18 protein-coding genes are annotated in these 19,925 nt (G+C 70.6%); 9 read left to right on the forward strand and 9 right to left on the reverse strand.

Going from position 1 to position 19,925, the window contains the following annotated elements:
* The first annotated feature begins 1 nt into the window (after nt 1).
* The gene (locus ACIRP2_RS01700) at nt 2-133 is read left to right on the forward strand and encodes a hypothetical protein (protein WP_404245473.1); all 132 of its coding nucleotides are present in this window, start codon (nt 2-4) and stop codon (nt 131-133) included.
* A 45-nt stretch (nt 134-178) separates the two neighbouring features.
* Complete coding sequence (locus tag ACIRP2_RS01705; RefSeq protein WP_404245475.1) at nt 179-1,093, forward strand: RNA repair domain-containing protein; 915 nt, start codon at nt 179-181, stop codon at nt 1,091-1,093.
* Nucleotides 1,094-1,210: 117 nt separating this feature from the next.
* Here the strand turns inward: ACIRP2_RS01705 and ACIRP2_RS01710 are convergent, their stop codons facing one another.
* Complete coding sequence (locus ACIRP2_RS01710; protein ID WP_404245477.1) at nt 1,211-1,726, reverse strand: SRPBCC family protein; 516 nt, start codon at nt 1,724-1,726, stop codon at nt 1,211-1,213.
* 204 nt (nt 1,727-1,930) lie between these two features.
* Between ACIRP2_RS01710 and ACIRP2_RS01715 the strand changes: the two genes are divergently transcribed.
* Together ACIRP2_RS01715 and ACIRP2_RS01720 are read left to right on the forward strand one after the other, a co-directional pair.
* Entirely contained in the window at nt 1,931-4,231 is a 2,301-nt protein-coding gene (locus ACIRP2_RS01715; protein ID WP_404245479.1) for an ATP-dependent RecD-like DNA helicase, read from the forward strand.
* Between the two features lie 129 nt (nt 4,232-4,360).
* Entirely contained in the window at nt 4,361-5,659 is a 1,299-nt protein-coding gene (locus tag ACIRP2_RS01720; RefSeq protein WP_093898305.1) for a citrate synthase, read from the forward strand.
* Between the two features lie 498 nt (nt 5,660-6,157).
* Here ACIRP2_RS01720 and ACIRP2_RS01725 read toward each other — a convergent pair whose 3' ends face one another.
* The 5 genes from ACIRP2_RS01725 to ACIRP2_RS01745 all read right to left on the reverse strand — a co-directional run bounded on the left by ACIRP2_RS01725 (nt 6,158) and on the right by ACIRP2_RS01745 (nt 10,564).
* Nucleotides 6,158-8,680, reverse strand: coding sequence for a heavy metal translocating P-type ATPase (locus ACIRP2_RS01725; protein WP_404245481.1), 2,523 nt, complete (start codon nt 8,678-8,680; stop codon nt 6,158-6,160).
* Nucleotides 8,681-8,817: 137 nt separating this feature from the next.
* Nucleotides 8,818-9,129 carry a heavy-metal-associated domain-containing protein gene (locus ACIRP2_RS01730; RefSeq protein WP_376209661.1) on the reverse strand — a complete coding sequence of 104 codons (312 nt, stop codon included), beginning with the start codon at nt 9,127-9,129 and terminating at the stop codon, nt 8,818-8,820.
* 87 nt (nt 9,130-9,216) lie between these two features.
* The gene (locus tag ACIRP2_RS01735; RefSeq protein WP_404245484.1) at nt 9,217-9,669 is read right to left on the reverse strand and encodes a PrsW family glutamic-type intramembrane protease; all 453 of its coding nucleotides are present in this window, start codon (nt 9,667-9,669) and stop codon (nt 9,217-9,219) included.
* Nucleotides 9,666-9,788, reverse strand: coding sequence for a hypothetical protein (locus tag ACIRP2_RS01740; protein ID WP_404245486.1), 123 nt, complete (start codon nt 9,786-9,788; stop codon nt 9,666-9,668). The genes ACIRP2_RS01735 and ACIRP2_RS01740 overlap by 4 nt, the downstream gene beginning before the upstream one ends.
* Nucleotides 9,785-10,564, reverse strand: a complete 780-nt coding sequence (locus ACIRP2_RS01745) for a TetR family transcriptional regulator (RefSeq protein WP_404245488.1) — start codon at nt 10,562-10,564, stop codon at nt 9,785-9,787. The genes ACIRP2_RS01740 and ACIRP2_RS01745 overlap by 4 nt, the downstream gene beginning before the upstream one ends.
* Nucleotides 10,565-10,749: 185 nt before the next feature.
* On the opposite strand from ACIRP2_RS01745, the gene ACIRP2_RS01750 reads away from it, so the two are divergent.
* Nucleotides 10,750-13,047 (forward strand): MMPL family transporter, encoded by a 2,298-nt coding sequence (locus tag ACIRP2_RS01750; RefSeq protein ID WP_404245490.1) that lies wholly within the window; start codon nt 10,750-10,752, stop codon nt 13,045-13,047.
* Nucleotides 13,048-13,137: 90 nt separating this feature from the next.
* Here the strand turns inward: ACIRP2_RS01750 and ACIRP2_RS01755 are convergent, their stop codons facing one another.
* From ACIRP2_RS01755 to ACIRP2_RS01765, 3 genes are all read right to left on the reverse strand, one after another.
* Entirely contained in the window at nt 13,138-13,335 is a 198-nt protein-coding gene (locus ACIRP2_RS01755) for a helix-turn-helix transcriptional regulator (protein ID WP_404245492.1), read from the reverse strand.
* 248 nt (nt 13,336-13,583) lie between these two features.
* Entirely contained in the window at nt 13,584-13,997 is a 414-nt protein-coding gene (locus tag ACIRP2_RS01760; RefSeq protein ID WP_404245494.1) for a peptidoglycan-binding protein, read from the reverse strand.
* Nucleotides 13,998-14,099: 102 nt separating this feature from the next.
* Nucleotides 14,100-15,065: a sugar phosphate isomerase/epimerase family protein gene (locus ACIRP2_RS01765; RefSeq protein WP_404245496.1), complete on the reverse strand. Its 966-nt coding sequence runs from the start codon at nt 15,063-15,065 to the stop codon at nt 14,100-14,102.
* Between the two features lie 132 nt (nt 15,066-15,197).
* Here ACIRP2_RS01765 and iolC point away from each other — a divergent pair, with 132 nt between their 5' ends.
* The 4 genes from iolC to iolD are packed head-to-tail and all read left to right on the forward strand — an operon-like array spanning nt 15,198 to nt 19,910.
* Complete coding sequence (gene iolC, locus ACIRP2_RS01770; protein WP_404245498.1) at nt 15,198-16,196, forward strand: 5-dehydro-2-deoxygluconokinase; 999 nt, start codon at nt 15,198-15,200, stop codon at nt 16,194-16,196.
* Entirely contained in the window at nt 16,193-17,128 is a 936-nt protein-coding gene (locus ACIRP2_RS01775; protein WP_404245500.1) for a deoxyribose-phosphate aldolase, read from the forward strand. The genes iolC and ACIRP2_RS01775 overlap by 4 nt, the downstream gene beginning before the upstream one ends.
* A complete protein-coding gene (iolB, locus tag ACIRP2_RS01780; RefSeq protein ID WP_404245502.1) occupies nt 17,125-18,024 on the forward strand; it encodes a 5-deoxy-glucuronate isomerase in 900 nt (299 codons plus the stop codon). Before ACIRP2_RS01775 ends, iolB begins: the two co-directional genes overlap by 4 nt.
* Nucleotides 18,021-19,910: a 3D-(3,5/4)-trihydroxycyclohexane-1,2-dione acylhydrolase (decyclizing) gene (gene iolD / locus ACIRP2_RS01785; protein ID WP_404245504.1), complete on the forward strand. Its 1,890-nt coding sequence runs from the start codon at nt 18,021-18,023 to the stop codon at nt 19,908-19,910. The genes iolB and iolD overlap by 4 nt, the downstream gene beginning before the upstream one ends.
* The last annotated feature ends 15 nt before the right edge of the window (nt 19,911-19,925 follow it).

Here is a 19,925-nt window from a genome sequence, read left to right on the forward strand (position 1 = left end):
CATGGGCCGCACCGTCGCCTTCTTCCGCCGGTACCTCATGGGCGACACGTCGGCGGAGGCACTCCCGACCGGCCGGGAGAAGCTGCCCGATGTGCCGGACGTGGGGAAGCTGGAGTATGTGAAGCCGCACTGAAGCGGCGGTCCGGCCGGTCGCGGCGTGAGCGGGCGAGGAGGCGTGATGCGAACCAGCGACGAGATCTATCAATGGGTCCGCTGGGATCCGCGGTTCGACCCGGCCCGGTTCGTGCTGGGGATCAGCGAGCGCGGGAAGGCCTGCAAACGCGTCCCGCTGCCTTCATTCGTGCCCGGGGGCGACATCCCGTGGCACCGGGTGGTGTTCATCGAGGCGGACGGCGAGGTGGTCTGGGACCGGGCCACGGGCGTGGACCGCGTTGACGCGTCGGGCGCCGGACGGGTGCGGGACCCGCAGGCGGACCCGAGCATCGATACGAGCTCCGGCGGGGGCGATCCTGTCGGCGTCCTCGATGTGCCCCCGACGGCCCGCACAGCGGTGGCCTGGATCCCGCCTGCGGAGCTGTGGCCGCCGATCCAGGACATTCGCCGTGACTACGATCCGCAGATCCACCGATGGCCGCCGCACGTCAATGTGCTCTTCGGCTTCGTGCCCGAGTCCGACTTCGAGCGGGCCGCCCCGCTGCTTGCCGCGGCGACGGCCGCGACACCGGTCTTCACCGCCCGGCTGGACGGGGTGCGCACCTTCCGGCACAGGGCGTACTCCACGGTGTGGCTCGACCCGACGGCAGCCGGCCAGGCGCCGTGGGCCGACCTGCACCGCCTGCTGCGGCAGCGGTTCCCGCGCTGCAGTGGGCCCGCCGAGAGGTTCACCCCACATCTGTCCCTGGGCCGGACCCGGGATCCGCGGCGAGTCACCGCCGACTGTGTCGCCCGGCTCGACACCATGGCGGCGACCGTCTGGGAGCTCGTCCTGCTCTCACGCAGGGGCGACGGGCCGATGCGGCCACGGGCCACGGTCGCGCTGCGAACGGGCGAGGTCCGCCGGCTGCCCGCGCCCGGCCTCGGAGCGCCGGGCCCGGAGGACACGGCATGGCTCTTCGGCATCACCGACAGATGAGGCCATGGCCGGCTGGGGGCAGAGCGCCGCCGGACGGCGGCTTCCCAAGGCGTTCCGACGACGCGGCGAGGTGTCGTGGCTGTCGTCGAGCGCCCGCCAGGGAACACGGGGCAGCCCTCAGCCGATCCGACCGCCCTCCTCGGCGAGTGTCCTGATGCCCTGGAGGGTGGCCTCCATCCCGGCACGCAGTTCCTTCAGCCGGAAGGCGATCACCTCCTGTTCCCGGTCCGGCCGGCTCTCGATGGCTGCGGTGACCCCGCTGCGGCCCGGCCCGAGGCGGACCGCCTGCCGCAGCCGGGTGCCCGAGCCCTCGGCCTCGATCTCGTAGCGCCAGGTCGCCATGGACCGCGCCGGGTCCAGCGTCGCTTCGCCGTACCGACCGTCCGCGTCCGTGACGGCCCAGGCGAACACGCGTGGTTCGTCCGCCTCGATCACATGGGAGACGGTCCGCCACTCGCCGAGCATCCGGTGGTGGTTGAGGCCCTCGAAGCGTGCTCCCACCACGGGCCCGTTCGCCCCGTCGAGCCAGGCGACGCGCCGCAACTCCGGGCTGAACCGGGCCGGCAGGCGGATGTCCGTCACCAGCTCCCAGACCCGTGGCACGGCTGCCTCGACGTGGACAACACTGTGCACGCTCGGACCATCGGCGTATACCAAGGCGCCCTCCTCACAACGGAGTTGCTGATCATTCCGATCCTGCACCACGGGCGCAACAGGCCCTGGCCCAGATGCCTTCCCGGCGGTCCGGACAGCGCCGTCCAGGCGCCGTCACCACAGGAAACGGGCGGCCTCCGAGGCCGGGAATGCGTTGTCGGTGGGAACCGGTAGCGTCGGAGCATGTCCAACATGGCCGTCCTCGAAGGTGTGCTTGAGCGGATCACCTACGCCAACGAGGAGAACGGGTACACCGTCGCCCGCGTCGACACGGGCCGGGGCGCGGGGGATCTGCTGACCGTCGTCGGCTCGCTGCTCGGCGCGCAGGTCGGCGAGTCGCTCCGGATGGAGGGCCGTTGGAGTTCGCACTCCCAGTACGGCAAGCAGTTCACCGTGGAGAACTACACGACCGTGCTGCCCGCCACCATCCAGGGCATCCGCCGCTATCTCGGCTCCGGGCTGATCAAGGGCATCGGGCCGGTCATGGCCGACCGGATCACCACGCACTTCGGCGTCGACACCCTCGACATCATCGAGCAGGAACCGAAGCGGCTGGTCGAGGTCCCCGGGCTCGGACCGAAGCGGACGAAGATGATCGCCGCCGCCTGGGAGGAACAGAAGGCGATCAAGGAGGTGATGGTCTTCCTCCAGGGGGTCGGCGTCTCGACCTCCATCGCCGTCCGTATCTACAAGAAGTACGAGGACGCCTCGATCTCCGTGGTGAAGAACCAGCCCTATCGGCTGGCCGCCGACGTCTGGGGCATCGGCTTCCTCACCGCCGACAGGATCGCCCAGGCCGTCGGCATCCCGCACGACAGTCCGGAGAGGGTCAAGGCCGGTCTGCAGTACGCGCTGTCGCAATCCACCGACCAGGGGCACTGCTTCCTCCCCGAGGAGCGGCTGATCGCCGACGGCGTGAAGCTGCTCCAGGTCGATACGGGGCTGGTCATCGAGTGCCTCGCGGAACTGGCCGAGGACCCGGAGGGCGTCGTACGGGAGAAGGTGCCGTCGCCCGAGGGCGGCGAACTGGTCACGGCCATCTACCTCGTGCCGTTCCACCGTGCCGAAGTCGCCCTCGCCGCCCAGGTGCAGCGGCTGCTGCGGACACCAAAGGAGCGGATGCCGGCCTTCGCGGACGTGGACTGGGACAAGGCGCTGGCCTGGCTCACCACACGTACGGGGGCGAATCTGGCCCCCGAACAGGAGGCCGCGGTACGGCTCGCGCTCAGCCGCAAGGTCGCCGTCCTGACCGGGGGCCCCGGCTGCGGGAAGTCGTTCACCGTCCGGTCCATCGTGGAGCTGGCCCGCGCCAAGAAGGCCAAGGTGGTGCTGGCCGCGCCCACCGGGCGGGCGGCCAAACGGCTCTCCGAGTTGACCGGGGCCGAGGCCTCCACCGTGCACCGGCTGCTCGAACTGAAGCCGGGCGGGGACGCGGCGTACGACCGGGACCGCCCGCTGGACGCCGATCTCGTCGTCGTCGACGAGGCCTCGATGCTGGATCTGCTCCTCGCCAACAAGCTCCTGAAGGCGGTGGCACCCGGTGCCCACCTCCTGCTCGTCGGGGACGTCGACCAGCTGCCGTCGGTCGGCGCGGGGGAGGTGCTGCGCGATCTGCTGGCCGACGGCGGCCCTGTTCCGGCGGTCCGGCTGACCACGATCTTCCGTCAGGCCCAGCAGTCCGGAGTCGTCACCAACGCGCACCGGATCAACTCCGGCATACCGCCCCTCACCCAGGGCCTCAAGGACTTCTTCCTCTTCGTGGAGGACGAGACGGAGGACGCGGGTGTGCTCGCGGTGGATGTCGCCGCCCGCCGCATTCCGGCCAAGTTCGGGCTGGACGCGCGGCGTGACGTACAGGTCCTCGCTCCCATGCACCGCGGTCCCGCCGGTGCGGGCACACTCAACGGGCTCCTCCAGCAGGCCATCACCCCGGGCCGCCCGAACCTGCCCGAGAAGCGGTTCGGCGGCCGGGTCTTCCGGGTCGGCGACAAGGTCACCCAGATCCGCAACAACTACGACAAGGGGGAGAACGGCGTCTTCAACGGCACGGTCGGCGTCGTCACCGCCCTTGACCTGGACGAACAGAAGCTGACGGTCCTCACGGACGAGGACGAGGAGATCTCCTACGACTTCGACGAGCTGGACGAGCTGGCCCACGCGTACGCCATGACGATCCACCGCTCCCAGGGCAGCGAGTACCCGGCCGTCGTCATCCCCGTCACCAGGAGCGCCTGGATGATGCTGCAGCGGAACCTGCTGTACACCGCCGTGACCAGGGCCAAGAAGCTCGTCGTGCTGGTCGGCTCGCGGCAGGCGATCGGCCAGGCGGTCCGCACGGTTTCCGCAGGCAGACGCTGTACGGCGCTGGATTACCGGCTGTCAGGGGGCTGGGACGGAGGATCCGCGGAAAAAATGATCGATCAAATCGGTGGGAAACATCACGCAGGCCTTCCGGAACCGAAGCCGACGGGGCAGGATGAGTAGGCTCGCGGCACTCAGTGCCGCGAGTAGGTCCAATGGACGACCCCGAGTGCACTCTCCTGAGCCAAATGGGGGAGGGTGGAGACAGTCAGGGAACCTCGAAGAAGAGGCACTACGTCGGTGAGGGATGACGTGAGCGAGCACACCAGCAACGCTGTAGTACTGCGGTACGGCGACGGCGAGTACACCTACCCGGTGATCGACAGCACCGTCGGCGACAAGGGCTTCGACATCGGGAAGCTCCGGGCCAATACCGGTCTGGTGACGCTGGACAGCGGATACGGCAACACCGCGGCCTATAAATCCGCCATCACCTACCTCGACGGTGAGCAGGGCATTCTGCGCTACCGCGGCTACCCCATCGAGCAGCTCGCCGAGCGCTCGACGTTCCTCGAGGTCGCGTACACGCTCATCAACGGTGAGCTCCCCAAGGTCGACGAGCTGTCGACCTTCAAGAACGAGATCACCCAGCACACGCTGCTGCACGAGGACGTCAAGCGGTTCTTCGACGGCTTCCCGCGCGACGCCCACCCGATGGCCATGCTGTCCTCGGTCGTCAGCGCGCTGTCCACGTTCTACCAGGACAGCCACAACCCGTTCGACGAGGAGCAGCGCCACCTCTCGACGATCCGGCTGCTGGCCAAGCTGCCGACGATCGCCGCGTACGCGTACAAGAAGTCGATCGGCCACCCCTTCGTCTACCCGCGCAACGACCTCGGGTACGTCGAGAACTTCCTGCGCATGACCTTCTCGGTCCCCGCCCAGGAGTACGAGCTGGACCCGGTCGTCGTCTCGGCGCTCGACAAGCTGCTCATCCTGCACGCGGACCACGAGCAGAACTGTTCGACCTCCACCGTGCGTCTCGTCGGCTCCTCGCAGGCGAACATGTTCGCCTCGATCTCGGCCGGCATCTCGGCGCTGTGGGGTCCGCTGCACGGTGGCGCCAACCAGTCGGTGCTGGAGATGCTCGAAGGCATCCAGGCCAACGGCGGCGATGTCGACTCCTTCATCCGCAAGGTGAAGAACAAGGAGGACGGCGTCCGGCTGATGGGCTTCGGCCACCGCGTGTACAAGTCCTTCGACCCGCGCGCCAAGATCATCAAGGCTGCCGCCCACGACGTGCTGTCCGCGCTCGGCAAGTCCGACGAGCTGCTCGACATCGCGCTGAAGCTGGAGGAGCACGCGCTCTCCGACGAGTACTTCGTCTCGCGCAACCTCTACCCCAACGTGGACTTCTACACGGGTCTGATCTACCGGGCCATGGGCTTCCCGACCGAGATGTTCACCGTGCTCTTCGCGCTCGGCCGGCTTCCCGGCTGGATCGCCCAGTGGCACGAGATGATCAAGGAGCCGGGTTCCCGCATCGGCCGCCCGCGTCAGATCTACACCGGCGAGGTCCTGCGCGACTTCGTCCCGGTCGAGGGCCGCTGACCTCGTACCACCTCGCACTGCCCCGGCCGCCGAGGCCGGTTGTCTTCGCCCCGTGTACCGCGCTTTCGCACAGAGCGCGGTGTCCGGGGCGATTCGCATGCCCGGCCTCGCGCGGCCGATGCCGGGTCGACAGCGAGAAGCGCCCCGCCATCGATCCCCCCACGGGCCGACAGCGAGGCGCTTCCCATATCCCGGAGCGGATTCCCCCCACGGGATCCGGCCGGGCGTCTGTGGGAGCCGAAGCTCCTGGGCGTTCCTCACCCACTGCGAAATGTGCTCTTCACTTGTACTTCCAGTGCGGTCCGCCGGGGTACGTACGCACGGGAGGGCCGCTCAAAGCTCCCCGGTGCACGTGCCCCGGCCAACGCTTGCCCGAAGCGTCCCCCAAGACACTTCGACGGACATCCCCCAAGACATCCTTGGCATCGCACTCTAAGACTCGCGAACCCCTCAGATGGTTACCCTGAAAGCGGTGTGATCTAAATCTCTTTGTGGAAGTTACGTGAAGGTGCGCAACCGCAGGCTGTTCGTCACGACGAAGACCGATGAGAACGCCATCGCCGCTCCCGCAATCATAGGGTTGAGCAGGCCAAATGCCGCAAGGGGTAGGGCAGCAACGTTATAACCGAATGCCCAGAACAGGTTGCCCCTGATGGTGGCCAGAGTGCGCCGGGAGAGCCGGATCGCGTCTGCCGCCACCTTGAGATCTCCACGAACGAGGGTGAGGTCGCTCGCCTCGATCGCGGCGTCCGTACCCGTCCCCATCGCCAGGCCGAGGTCGGCGGTGGCGAGGGCGGCCGCGTCGTTGATCCCGTCACCGACCATGGCCACGGAGCGCCCCCGGGCCCGGAGCCGCTCGATGACGTGGACCTTCTCCTCGGGCAGAACCTCGGCGTGGACCTCGTCGATCCCGACGGCGTGGGCCACGGCGTCCGCCACGGCCCGGTTGTCGCCGGTCAGCAGAACGGGACGGAGGCCGAGCCCGCGCAGCTCGGCGACGGCCGCCGCGCTCGACTCCTTGACCGCGTCGGCGACGGCGAGGACGCCGCGTGCCCGTCCGTCCCAGGCGACCGCGATCGCGGTACGGCCGCGGGCCGCCGCGTCGGCCACGGCGCCGGACAGGCTGTCGGGGACGTCGATGCCCGCGTCGGCGAGCAGCTGCGGACGGCCGACCAGTACCCGGTGCCCGTCGACCGTGCCGCGTACGCCGAGCCCCGCGACGCCGGCGAAGTCCACGGGGGTGGGGAGGGGGCCGCCGATGCGTTCCGTGGCGCCGGCGGCGACGGCCTGGGCGACGGGGTGCTCGGAGGAGTGCTCCAGCGCCCCGGCCAGCCGCAGGAGCAGCTTCTCGTCGGTACCGGGCGCGGGGTGGACGTCCTGCAGGGTCATCCGGCCGGTGGTGACCGTGCCGGTCTTGTCGAGGACGATCGTGTCGATGCGATGCGTGGCCTCCAGGACCTCCGGCCCCTTGATCAGGATCCCGAGCTGGGCGCCGCGCCCCGTGCCGACCATGAGGGCGGTGGGAGTGGCGAGACCGAGGGCACAGGGGCAGGCGATGATCAGTACGGCGACGGCGGCGGTGAACGCGGCGGTCACGTCGTCCGTGACGAGCAGCCATGCGATCAGCGTGGCCAGGGCGAGCACCAGCACCACGGGGACGAAGACCGCGGAGATCCGGTCCGCGAGGCGCTGCACCTCGGCCTTGCCGCTCTGGGCGTCCTCGACGAGCTTCGCCATCCGTGCCAGCTGGGTGTCGGCACCGACCCGGGTCGCCTCCACGACGAGCCGGCCCGAGGTGTTCACGGTGGCCCCGGTGACGGGGTCCCCCACGCCCACGTCGACCGGAACGGACTCGCCGGTGAGCATGGAGGCGTCCACGGCGGAGGCGCCCCCGACGACGGTCCCGTCGGTGGCGATCTTCTCGCCGGGACGGACGACGAAACGGTCGCCCACGGCGAGCCGGGCGACGGGCATGCGTACCTCCGTACCGCCCCGCAGGACGGTGACGTCCTTCGCGCCCAGGTGCATCAGCGCGCGCAGCGCGGAACCGGCCTTCCGCTTCGACCTCGCCTCCAGGTAGCGGCCCAACAGGATGAAGGTCACGACGCCGGCGGCGACCTCCAGGTAGATGGTGGAGGAGGCTCCGGCACGCGAGACGGTGAAGTCGAAGCCGTGCCGCATCCCGGGCATGCCCGCGTCGCCGAGGAACAGCGCCCACAGGGACCAGCCGAAGGCGGCGAGGGTGCCGACCGAGACCAGGGTGTCCATGGTGGCCGCGCCGTGCCGGAGGTTGGTCCAGGTGGCGCGGTGGAAGGGCAGCCCGCCCCAGGCGACCACGGGGGCGGCGAGAGTGAGGGAGAGCCACTGCCAGTAGTCGAACTGGAGCGCCGGGACCATCGCGAGTACGACGACGGGGGCGGCGAGGACAGCCGAGACGAGCAGACGTTGCCGCAGCGCGGCGAGGGCGAGGGCCGCGCTCCGTTCGGCGGGGTCGGTGCTCGGCTCGGGGAGATCGGCGGCGACTGCGGCGTCGACCCGCACCCCGGCTCCGACTCCACCCGCGGTGTCTGCCTCGGCGTCGGTCCGGATGCCGCTGCCGATGGCGGTCGAGTTCCCGGTGGTTCGGGCATCGGTGCCGCGCGGGCTGCCGTCCTCCGGGAGGTCCGTGGTGGCGCCCGCGCGTGTGACCGGCGCGCCGCCCGAAGACGGCGACACGGGCATGGCGGTCGACGCGGGCGTGGCCTGCGGCGGAGCGGGAGGTGCCGGATCGGGGCGGCGTACGGGCCGCGCCGTGTATCCGGTCTTCTCGACCGTGGCGATCAGATCCGCGAGGCCGACACCGGGACCGAAGGAGACGCGGGCCTTCTCGGTCGCGTAGTTGACGGTGGCGGTGACGCCGTCCATCCGATTGAGCTTCTTCTCGACGCGGGCCGCGCAGGAGGCGCAGGTCATGCCGCCGATCGCGAGTTCGGCCCGAGAACCTTCCGCTGCCGGGGTCTCGGCCTGTGTGGCGCTGTGCATGTCCGAACTCCTGTGATGCCGACCGGGCCGTACCCCACCAGTATCTGCTGATGGGTCCGGCCCGGCGGCAAAGCGGGTGATACGGGTGAAGCAGGTGATTTCGCGTGTCCGGTGTGCCGGGTGCGTGCCGGTGGCGTTCAGGCCTGGCCGACGAGCTCGTAGCCGGCCTCGTCGACCGCGGCGCGCACGGCGTCCTCGGCCAGCGGGGCCCGGGAGGTCACGGTCACCTGGCCGGTGGAGGCGACGGCCTTCACCGACGTGACCCCCTCGATGCCGGAGATCTCCTCGGAGACGGCGCCTTCGCAGTGCCCGCAGGTCATGCCGGACACCTGGTACACGGTGGTCACGCCGTCCGCCGCCCGGTCGCCGGTGTCCGCGCCGTCGTGGCAGGAACCGCTGGGCGAGCAGCAGGAGCCGGTGGCCTGGGGGAGCTGGGTCTCGGCGGTCATGGTGTTCTCCTCTTCGACGAGCACGAAAGGGTGTGGTGTCAGGGGTCCGGGGGACCGGTGTGCCCCGACGCTCATCACACTATACCCCTAGGGGGTATGAATGCGAGCGCCCCGCCCTCCATTGCGGGCGTCTTCCTGTCTGCTGGGCGCGCTCCGGGCCGGTGAGCGCAGCCGGGCCGGAGCGACGAACGTGATCACGACGAGGCCGCCCACCGAGAGCAGCGTGAACAGATGCTGCTGCCCCTCGGTGGGGGTCGGGGTGTACCCCTGCGTGAAGAGCGCGCGGCTCGGCCCGGTGTCGGTGACCCGGGCGACCGGCCGGATCGCGATGCCGTGCATCGAGTCCCAGGACGAGTGCAGCACGGCGACGCCGAGGTGGGCGGCGATCACGGGTGCGGCGAAGCGGAAACGCCCGTTCGGCCTGCGGAAGGAGGGCAGGACGCCACCGGCGATCGCCGTCCGGAGGTCGTGCCCGAACGGTGCGAGCACCCCGCGCAGTACCTCGGTCTCCAGCGGGGCGCGCAGATCGATGCCCTTCATGGTGACGGCGGCGTCGAGGTGTAGCCCGCGCTCTTGAGGGCGGCGAACCCGAATCCGACCGCCGCGCCGAGCGCGCCGAGGATTCCGCCCGTCGGGAAGCAGCCGGGGATGAGGTTCACCCCGAGGTCGCGGCCGTGCCGTTCGCATTCGGGGAAGCATGGAGCGGGGAGTCGCAGACCAGCGGCTCCAGGTAGCGGAGCAGTGCGGTCTTCAACTCCCTGGTGTACGCGTCCCGCTCCTCGCCCTCGTGCGCCATGATCAGGTCGAGTCCTCCCTTGAAGACGATGAGGATCATGTTGGCGATGCGGGCTGTCTGTGCGGGCGGCGTGTCCGGCAGGTAGCCGCCGAGGATCGATTCGACGCGGTTGAGCATGGTCATGTGGAGTGCGTCGTGTCCCTGGGTGATCACTCCGGGGATCTCCGGACCGTGCATCAGGACGGTGAACGCCGGGTTCTCGCAGTTGAAGGTGATCAGCGGGTCGAGGACGGCGTCCAGCATCCGGTCCAGCGGGAGCGTCAGGTGGTCGGGGAGGAACGCGGCGCCGTACGTCTCCCGCCAGCGGTTGAGGAGTTGGTCGCCGAGCTCGACGGCGATGGCCTCCTTGTTGGGGAAGAACTGGTAGAGCGTGCCCGGTGAGACGCCGGCTTCGCGAGCGATGGCGTTGGTGCTCGCGGCGGTGTAGCCGGTGGTGCAGAAGACGCTGGCCGCCGCTCTGAGGAGCTGGGCGATGCGGGCTTCGCCGCGGGCCTGGCGGCGGCGGGGGCGGGGGGCGCCGGCGGTCGCCTCGGCGCCCTTGGCGTCTCTCTCGCCCCCGGTGTCCCGCGAGTTTCCGGCGTCTCGCACGCCTCCGGCGTCCGTTGTCTCTCCGGTGTGCCTCGCTCTGGCCTCCGACACGGTCAATCCCCAGCTTTCATGGCGCGTTTGACAAACGCGAGTGGCCGCTCGCATTCTTGGTGAAACGCGAGCGATGACTCGTGTTTGCCAGTCTAATGGGCAACGACTGATCCATGCTGCCTTGCGCCGCCGCCCCGCGTGGCCGCCGCACGCCGTTGGATCCGGGGGGAAGGGGATACCGCGCGATGCCTGAAGTGAACGGTCCGCAGCGTCTGGGGGGCTGGACGCGATTCGTCACCGCGCGACCACGGCTCGCGCTGCTCGCGGCTCTGGTGATCACGATGCTCGCCGTCTTCGCCGGCAGCGGGGTGGCCGGCCGGATGGGCAGTGGGGGCTGGGAGGCGCCGGACGCCGAATCGACCTATACGACCAAGGCGCTGGAGCGCGAGTTCCCCGCGTCCCAGCCGAATCTGCTGCTGCTCGTGGACAGTGGCGGCGCTTCGGTCGACGATCCCGCGGTGGCCGCCGAGGCTGCCCGGCTGACCGAGCGGCTGGCCGGTGAGAAGGGCGTCACCGGTGTCGGCTCGTACTGGCAGAGCAAGTCACCCGCGTTGCGTGCCGAGGACGGGCGGGAGGCGTTGATCGCCGCCCGGATCGAGGGTGACGACAAGGCGATGGGCGAGGTCCTGGACCGGATAGCTCCCGCCTACCGGGGTGTGCACGGGCCGGTGGAGGTCTCGGTCGGCGGCCCGGTGGCCGTTCGGCACGAGATGCAGACGATCATCCAGGAAGACCTGCTGCGGGCCGAGATGATCGCCCTGCCGGTGACTCTCGTGCTGCTGGTCATGGTCTTCGGCAGTGCGATCGCCGCCCTGCTGCCGCTCGGTGTCGGCATCGTCGCGATCCTGGGGACCAATGCCGTGCTGCGCGGCATCACCGAATTCACCGATGTCTCGGTCTTCGCCCAGAACCTCACCACCGCCCTCGGCCTCGGACTGGCCATCGACTACGCGCTGTTCATCGTGCGCCGGTTCAGGGAGGAGCTCTCGGCCGGGGCGGACACCCGTGAGGCCGTGGGGGCGACGTTGCGCACCGCCGGCCGCACGGTGCTGTTCTCCGCGCTGACCGTCGCGGTCTCGCTCGCTGCGATGCTGGTCTTCCCGCAGTACTTCCTGCGCTCGTTCGCCTACGCGGGGATCGCCGTGGTGCTGCTGGCGGCCGCTGCCGCGCTCGTGCTGCTCCCGGCCGCGCTGGTGCTGCTCGGACCACGGGTGAACTCCCTCGATCTGCGCCGACTGCTGCGGCGTGGTGACGGGCACGCGAGCGGGCGCCCGGTCGCGCGCTCCGGCGGAGTCGTGCGAGGGCGTCCGGGCGGACATGACGGATCGTCCGGATCCGCCGACGCCGGGCCCGGCCGCGGGTGGGGCAGGTTCGCGGCCCTGGTGATGCGTCGGGCGCCGGTCTTCGCCGCCGCCACCGCTGTGGGGCTCGTCCTGCTCGGGCTGCCGTTCCTCGGGGTGAAGTTCGGTACGGCGGACGATCGCCAGCTGCCCGCGTCCGCCGAATCGCATGTCGTGCAGCAGCACATCCGGGACGGATTCCCCGGCAGTCCGGGCGGCGGCCTCGAAGTGCTCGCGGAAGGTGCGGCGACGCCGGCCCAGTACGCCGAATACCGCGACAGGATCGCCGGGCTTCCCGGTGTGCTGCGGGTCGAGGGACCGGTCACGGCGGGGCGGTTCGCCTACTTCGGTGTGCTGCCCGAGGGCGAGTCCGTGGGGCAGGGGGCCCAGCGGCTGGTCCAGGACCTCCGGGCCGAGCCCGCCCCCTTCGACACCTCGGTGACGGGCACGGCGGCCGTCCTGGTCGACTCCAAGCACGCCATCGCCGACCGGTTGCCCTGGGCGGTGGGCATCATCGTCGTGGTGACGCTGCTCCTGGTCTTCCTGCTCACCGGAAGTGTGCTGATCCCCCTTCAGGCGGTCGTGCTCAACGCGCTGAGTCTCACGGCGATGTTCGGAGCGGTCGTCTGGGTCTTCCAGGACGGGCATCTGTCCGGGCTGCTCTCCTTCACCAGCACGGGGGACATCGAGACGACACTGCCGGTGCTCATGTTCTGCGTCGCCTTCGGACTCTCCATGGACTACGGGGTCTTCCTGCTCTCCCGGATCAAGGAGGAGTACGACCGCACCGGGGACCACGAGGGGTCGGTGACCTTCGGGCTGCGGCACACCGGTGGGCTGATCACCGCGGCAGCCGTGATCCTGGCGGTGGTGATGGTCGCCATCGGCACATCGCGGGTGACCAACACCAAGATGCTGGGCCTCGGCATCGCCCTGGCCGTGCTGATGGACGCCATGGTGGTGCGCAGCCTGCTGGTTCCTTCCGTGATGAAGCTGATGGGCAGGGTCACCTGGTGGGCGCCCGCCCCGCTGCGGGCCTTTCACCGGAGGTTCGGCCTGAGCGAGGGGGAGTCCGTGCCGGTACCGGCCGAGGAGATGCCGAAGGACGCCCCGGAGCGGGACAGGGTCACTACCGGAGCGTAGATTCGCCCGGCCGCCCGTGACGCAGGCGCCGGCGAAGGAGTGGGTCCCGTACGGCGGGTGGGGACCGCCCGCCGTACGGGACCGCAGGCGTCAGCGACCGCGCCCTCGGTTGCCGGGTCTTGAGGCGACCCAGGCGCGGATGGTGTCCGCGTACCAGAAGGGCTTGCCGCCCTCCACATGGTCGGGCGGCGGGAGATGACCGTGTTTGCGGTAGGAGCGGACGGTGTCCGGCTGCACCCGGATGTGCGCGGCAATGTCCTTGTAGGACCAGAGTCTTCTGTCCGTCATAAGTGACACCTCTCTGCACTGCGGCGGCAGCCGTGGGAGGCCGCCGGGGGAGCCGCGGTATCGACGCTGACGATCACTCAGTCAGTGCTAGGTGCAACGAAAGGGAGCGAGTTCCGGGGAGGGCCTGTCGAGCGCCTGTGACGGAAGCCTCGCGTAATGAAGACACCTGTGACGAGAGATGGATCTCTGTGACAGAAGGAGTACGTGGTGTTCGAGGGGATGGCGAGAGAGGGGTCCGGCGACCGGAGTCACGCCGGCGGATAGGGGAGAGGGGTTGTGCGACTCGGCCCCGCGTGCCAGAGCGCCGACCAGGTGGCCTTGGTGACCAGGCCGTTCGGTACGAGCGGCGGGTGGTCGGCCTGGAAGCGCTGCACGGCGAGGAGGGTCTGCGGTCCGAACGTTCCGTCGAGCGCGGACCACGGCAGATAGTGGCGGTTGGCCAGCATGCACTGCACCTGGGACACCCGCTCGCCCCGCTCCCCGAAGAAGGTCGGCCCGTCGCCGTCGTAGAAGGCGCAGACCGGGCTGGAGCCGGGCGGTGGCGGCGGGTTGTGCGCGTCGGCAAAGGCGCCCGGGGCCGTGACGAGGGCGGCGGCCAGGGCGACCGCGGCCAGGGCCGGGGCCCCGGCCGTCCTGCGGAACGACAGCATCTTTCGGATCATGGCGAGTTGCTCCTCGTGCGATGGCGGGGCGTTCGGCGGCGGGCGCGGCCGGGGCCGCGTACCGGCGCCTCGTCGAGCACAACACCGCGCACCGCCACTTCGTCACTTCCCGGGATCGTTCGGCGTGTCCGGAGCCCGACGGGGGCCGTCGGTGCGCGGGGCCCCGCAGGAGCGGAGGAAGTCCCGGGTGCGGCGGGCGATGGGGAGGGGCTTGTCGGGCGAGCACGGATACATGTCCTGCTCGACGATGGCGAAGAGGTCCACGTCCAGTTTGCGGGCGGCGGCGAGTACGGGTTCCAGCGCGGGCACCCCGCCCGGCGGTTCGCACATCACGCCGCGCGCCACGGCCGGCCCGAACGGCACCTCGTGCGCCACGACTTCGGCCAGGATCTCCGGGTCGACCTGCTTGAGGTGCAGATAGCCGATCCGTTCGCCGTAGGTCTCGATCAGCTCGACGCTGTCACCGCCGCAGTAGGCGTAGTGGCCGGTGTCGAGGCAGAGCGAGACCAGATCGGGATCGGTGGCGTCGAGGAAGCGGCTGACGTTCTCCTCCCCGTCGATGTGCGTGTCGGCATGCGGATGGACGACGATGCGCAGCCCGAAGCGGTCCCGCACCTCGCGGCCCAGCCGTTCCGTCTGGGTGGTGAGGTCGCGCCACTGTTCCGCGGTGAGGCTGCGGTCCTCCAGGACCTCCCCCGTCCTGTCGTCGCGCCAGAACGACGGGATGACCACCAGATGCGCGGCACCCATCGCCCGGGTGAGTGCCGCGATGTCGGCGACATGCGCCCAGGTCCGGTCCCAGACGTCCGGTCCATGGTGCAATCCGGTGAAAACGGTCCCGGCCGAGACCGTGAGTCCGCGACGGCCGGTCTCGTCGGCGAGGCGGGCCGGGTCGGTCGGGAGGTAGCCGTACGGGCCGAGCTCGATCCACTCGTAACCCGCCATGGAGACCTCGTCGAGGAAGCGCTGCCAGGGCACTTGCCGGGGATCGTCGGGGAACCACACCCCCCACGAGTCGGGTGCCGAACCGATGCGGATACGGGCCGGAGCCAATGCGGAGGAGGTCATGCCGTCCAGCCTCCCGGCCCCGGGGGCGGGTGTCAATCATTCGTCCTTATGTCCGGACAAAGCATTGACAGGGTTCCGGGGGAGGGCTAGACCTGGGAGCATCCGCCCCGGTCGCCGGTCGAAGGGATGCGTATGCCTGAGCAGTACGACGTGATCACCATGGGCCGGATCGGCGTGGACCTCTACCCCCTGCAGACCGGTCTGCCGCTGGCAGCGGTCGACACCTTCGGGAAGTTCCTCGGTGGTTCCCCCACCAATGTCGCCGTCGCGGCGGCCCGGCTCGGACGACGGACGGCGGTGGTGACGCGCACCGGCCGGGACGCCTTCGGGGAGTATCTGCACCACCAGTTGCGGGAGTTCGGGGTCGACGACCGGTGGGTGACGCCCGTCGACGCCTGGCCGACGCCCCTCACCTTCTGCGAACTCTTCCCGCCCGACGACTTCCCGCTCCACTTCTACCGGCAGCCCAAGGCCCCCGACCTGGAGATCCACGCGTCCGAACTGGACCTCGACGCGGTGCGGTCCGCCAGGGTCTTCTGGATGACGGGCACCGGCCTGTGCGCCGAGCCGAGCCGTACCGCGACCCTCGCCGCACTCCGCGCCCGCGACCGGTCCGGCATCACCGTCTTCGACCTCGACTGGCGCCCGATGTTCTGGGACACCACGGGGGATCCCGCGTCCCGCCCCGCCCCGGCCGCCCGCTACCGGGAGGCCCTCGCCCATGCCACCGTCGCCGTCGGCAACCTCGACGAGTGCGAGATCGCGACGGGTGAGCGCGAACCCCACGCGGCCGCCCGCGCCCTGATCGGCGCGGGCATCGAACTGGCCGTCGTCAAGCGGGGCCCCAAGGGCGTCCTCGCCGTCCATCGCGACGGCACGGTGGCCGATGTGCCGCCGCTGCCCGTCGAGGTCGTCAACGGCCTCGGCGCCGGTGACGCCTTCGGCGGGGCGCTCTGCCACGGACTGCTCGCCGGCTGGGAGACGGAGCGCGTCATGCGGTACGCCAACGCGGCCGGCGCGATCGTCGCCTCCCGTCTCGCCTGTTCCTCCGCCATGCCGTTCCCGCACGAAGTCGAAACGGCCCTGGCCGAAGGCGCCGTCACCTCCCGTACCACCGGAGCCACTTCATGACGCCCGCGGCCGCCTCGGTCTCCGAACTCGTCCACCTGCGCGTGCGCCACCCCGAGGCCGTCGCGGAAGCCGCGGCGCGGCGCCGCAGACGCCCCCTCGTCGGCAGTCGCGGACGCCTGATGATCATCGCGGCGGATCATCCGGCCCGTGGCTCCCTGGCTGTCGGCGGCCGCGGACTGGCCATGGCCAACCGCTTCGAGCTCCTGGAACGGCTGTGCCTCGCCCTCTCCCGTCCCGGTGTCGACGGAGTCCTGGCCACCGCCGACATCCTCGACGACCTGCTGCTCCTCGGCGCGCTGGAGAACAAGGTCGTCATCGGCTCGATGAACCGCGGCGGCCTCGCGGGCGCGGCCTTCGAACTCGACGACCGTTTCACCGGCCACCGCCCCGAGGACCTCGCCCGTCTGCGCTTCGACGCGGGCAAACTGCTGCTCCGTATCGACTACGACGACCCCGGCTCGCTCGACACCATGCACGCCACCGCGCGTGCCGTCGACGCCATGGCCGCGCACCGGCTGCCCGTCTTCGTCGAGCCGTTCCTCTGCCGCCGCGCGGACGGCCATGTCCGCAACGACCTCGGCGCGGAGGCGGTCACGACCTCGATCGCCATCGCCTCGGGGCTCGCCGGGACGTCCGCGTACACCTGGCTCAAGGTCCCCGTCACCGAGAACCCCGACGACATGGCCCGGGTGATGGAGGCCTCCACGCTGCCCGCCGTGCTGCTGGGCGGCGAGGTGCGCGACGACCTGGACGGCGCGTTCGAGAAGTGGCGCACGGCGCTGCGACTGCCGACCGTCCAGGGCCTGGTGGTGGGGCGTTCGCTGCTCTACCCGGCCGACGGCAAGGTGGCGGAAGCCGTCGACACGGCCGTGTCGCTGCTGGAGCCGAGAGGGACGGGCGAGAGCCCGGAACCGGGTAGGGAGTGGGTATGAGGACGGACGACGAACCGCGGTACCACCTTCGCGCCGGGAGCACGGAGAGCGGGCCCTATGCCCTCGACATCGATCCGGAGCGGGCCGGCTGGGACCGGTCGAGCCTGCGTGTGCTGGAGCTGGGGCCGGGCGGAATTCACACGCTTGTCACCGGGGAGAGCGAGTGGATCGTTCTGCCGTTGACCGGTGGCTGTACGGTGCACACCTCAGGTGAGATCTTTGAACTGCTGGGCCGGGAAAGCGTGTTCAGCGGGGTATCCGACTTCGCGTACGTCCCGCGTGACGCCCATGCACAGATCGCCTCCGGCGCAGGAGGCCGCTTCGCCCTGGCAGGAGCGAAGTGCGAGCGACGACTCCCCGCTCGCTACGGCCCCGCGCCGGAGGTACCCGTCGAGCTGCGCGGCACCGGGAACTGCTCCCGTCAGGTCAACAACTTCGCCGCGGCCGACACCTTCGAGTGCGACCGGCTGATCGCCGTCGAGGTCCTCACCCCCGGTGGCAACTGGTCGTCCTACCCGCCGCACAAGCACGACGAGGACCGCCCCGGAGTCGAGTCCGTGCTGGAGGAGATCTACTACTTCGAGGTGGCGGACTACGGGCTCGGCTACCACCGGGTGTCGCCGTCGAAGGACGGTGGCACGGACGTCCTCGCCGAGGTCCGCAGCGGTGACGCGGTGCTCGTCCCCGACGGCTGGCACGGCCCGTCCATCGCGGCCCCCGGCCGCACGCTGTACTACCTCAATGTGATGGCGGGTCCGGGCGAGCAGCGGGAATGGCTGATCAGCGACCACCCCGACCACGGCTGGATCCGTGAGACCTGGCCCTCGCAGCCGGTGGACCCCAGACTTCCGCTGTACGGGAAGGTCCCGCCGTACGGTTCGGAGGCGAGCTCATGAGCGCACCACGCACCCGCAGGCTGACCACCGCCCAGGCCCTGGTGTCCTTCCTCTCCCGCCAGTACACCGAACGCGACGGCCGACGCCGGCGCCTGATCGGCGCCACCTGGGGCATCTTCGGTCACGGCAACGTCGCCGGGATCGGTCAGGCCCTCACCGAGTCGGGCCGCGCGATGCCCTATCTCCAGGGCCGCAACGAGCAGGCCATGGTGCACGCCGCCGTCGGCTACGCCCGTCAGTCCGGCAGGCTCTCCGCGCACGCCGTCACCACCTCCATCGGCCCCGGCGCCACCAATCTTGTCACCGGCGCCGCCCTCGCCACCATCAACCACCTGCCCGTCCTTCTCCTGCCCGGGGACACCTTCGCGACCCGGCCCGCCGACCCCGTGCTCCAGCAGCTCGAAGTCCCGTCCGCCGGCGACCTCTCGGTCAACGACTGCCTGCGCCCCGTCTCCCGCTACTTCGACCGGATCACCCGCCCCGAGGCCCTGATCCCGGCCGCCCTCCAGGCCATGAGGACCTTGAGCGACCCGGCCGAGACCGGCGCGGTCACCCTCGCGCTGCCGCAGGACGTGCAGGCCGAGGCGTACGACTGGCCGGAGGAGTTCTTCGCCGAGCGCGTCTGGTACGTACGCCGTCCCGCTCCCGATCCGTACGAGCTCGACCAAGCGGTACGGGCCGTGCGCGGCGCCCGTCGGCCACTGATCGTGGCGGGCGGCGGCATCCGTCACAGCGCGGCGGAGGAGACCCTGGCCGCGTTCGCCGCCGCCACCCGCATCCCCGTGGCCTCGACCCAGGCCGGCAAGGGTTCGCTGCGCCACGACCACCCCGCGGACGTCGGAGGCATCGGCCACACCGGCACCGCGACCGCCGACGAGCTGGCCCGCACCGCCGACCTGGTCATCGGTATCGGCACCCGCTACTCCGACTTCACCACGGCCTCCGCCACGCTCTTCTCGAACCCGGCGGTCCGCTTCGTCAACCTCAACATCACCGGCTTCGACGCCCACAAACTCGGCGCGCTCCCGCTCGTCGCCGACGCCCGCGCCGCCCTCGAAGCCCTCACGGCCGCGCTCGCCGCACGCAACCACCGCGTCGACCCGTCCTACGAGACCGAGTACACCGCAGCCAAGGAGGCATGGGAGCGACGGGTCACCGCCGCGTTCACCGCCGACGACCCGGACGCCCGCCCCACCCAGACCCAGGTCCTGGGCCTCCTCGACACCCTGGTCACCGAGGACGACATCCTGATCAACGCGGCCGGTTCGCTCCCCGGCGACCTGCACAAGCTCTGGCGGGCCCGCTCCCCGCACCAGTACCACGTCGAGTACGGCTACTCCTGCATGGGCTACGAGATCCCGGCCGCGATCGGGGTCCAGCTGGCCGCCCCCGGCCGCCCCGTCTGGGCCCTCGTCGGCGACGGCACGTACCTGATGAATCCCACCGAGATCGTCACCGCGGTGCAGCAGGAGCTCCCGGTGAAGCTGGTCGTCCTCCAGAACCACGGCTACGCGTCCATCGGCTCCCTGTCCGAGGCGGTCGGCGGCGAGCGCTTCGGCACGGCCTACCGCCACCGGGCCGCGGACGGCACCTTCACCGGCCCCCCTCTCCCCGTCGACCTCGCGGCCAACGCCGGCTCGCTGGGGATGCGGGTGCTCCGTGCCAAGACCGTGCGTGACCTGCGCGAAGCCCTTGTCGAGGCACGCGCGGCGGACCGTCCCACTTGTGTCTACGTCGAGACCGAAACGGCAGACACAGTGTCGGGCCCCCCTCCGGCGCAGGCGTGGTGGGATGTTCCCGTAGCCGAAACGGCCACCCGGCCGTCGGCCGTGAAAGCCCGCGAAGAGTACGACCGACACGTCGCCGACCGACGCCGCCACCTCTGAAGACGCCACTGAAGG

The organism is Streptomyces sp. NPDC101194 (assembly GCF_044767885.1).
Classification (GTDB): Bacteria; Actinomycetota; Actinomycetes; order Streptomycetales; family Streptomycetaceae; genus Streptomyces.

What these genes read in the sequence shown, in the direction of transcription:
- ACIRP2_RS01730 (WP_376209661.1), bottom strand. Translation starts at nt 9,129, where the DNA reads ATGACCGCCGAGACCCAGCTCCCCCAGGCCACCGGCTCCTGCTGCTCG.
- iolB (WP_404245502.1), top strand. Translation starts at nt 17,125, where the DNA reads ATGAGGACGGACGACGAACCGCGGTACCACCTTCGCGCCGGGAGCACG.
- ACIRP2_RS01725 (WP_404245481.1), bottom strand. Translation starts at nt 8,680, where the DNA reads ATGCACAGCGCCACACAGGCCGAGACCCCGGCAGCGGAAGGTTCTCGG.
- ACIRP2_RS01715 (WP_404245479.1), top strand. Translation starts at nt 1,931, where the DNA reads ATGTCCAACATGGCCGTCCTCGAAGGTGTGCTTGAGCGGATCACCTAC.
- iolC (WP_404245498.1), top strand. Translation starts at nt 15,198, where the DNA reads ATGCCTGAGCAGTACGACGTGATCACCATGGGCCGGATCGGCGTGGAC.
- ACIRP2_RS01705 (WP_404245475.1), top strand. Translation starts at nt 179, where the DNA reads ATGCGAACCAGCGACGAGATCTATCAATGGGTCCGCTGGGATCCGCGG.
- ACIRP2_RS01760 (WP_404245494.1), bottom strand. Translation starts at nt 13,997, where the DNA reads ATGATCCGAAAGATGCTGTCGTTCCGCAGGACGGCCGGGGCCCCGGCC.
- ACIRP2_RS01700 (WP_404245473.1), top strand. Translation starts at nt 2, where the DNA reads ATGGGCCGCACCGTCGCCTTCTTCCGCCGGTACCTCATGGGCGACACG.
- ACIRP2_RS01750 (WP_404245490.1), top strand. Translation starts at nt 10,750, where the DNA reads ATGCCTGAAGTGAACGGTCCGCAGCGTCTGGGGGGCTGGACGCGATTC.
- ACIRP2_RS01755 (WP_404245492.1), bottom strand. Translation starts at nt 13,335, where the DNA reads ATGACGGACAGAAGACTCTGGTCCTACAAGGACATTGCCGCGCACATC.
- ACIRP2_RS01765 (WP_404245496.1), bottom strand. Translation starts at nt 15,065, where the DNA reads ATGACCTCCTCCGCATTGGCTCCGGCCCGTATCCGCATCGGTTCGGCA.
- ACIRP2_RS01775 (WP_404245500.1), top strand. Translation starts at nt 16,193, where the DNA reads ATGACGCCCGCGGCCGCCTCGGTCTCCGAACTCGTCCACCTGCGCGTG.
- iolD (WP_404245504.1), top strand. Translation starts at nt 18,021, where the DNA reads ATGAGCGCACCACGCACCCGCAGGCTGACCACCGCCCAGGCCCTGGTG.
- ACIRP2_RS01735 (WP_404245484.1), bottom strand. Translation starts at nt 9,669, where the DNA reads ATGAAGGGCATCGATCTGCGCGCCCCGCTGGAGACCGAGGTACTGCGC.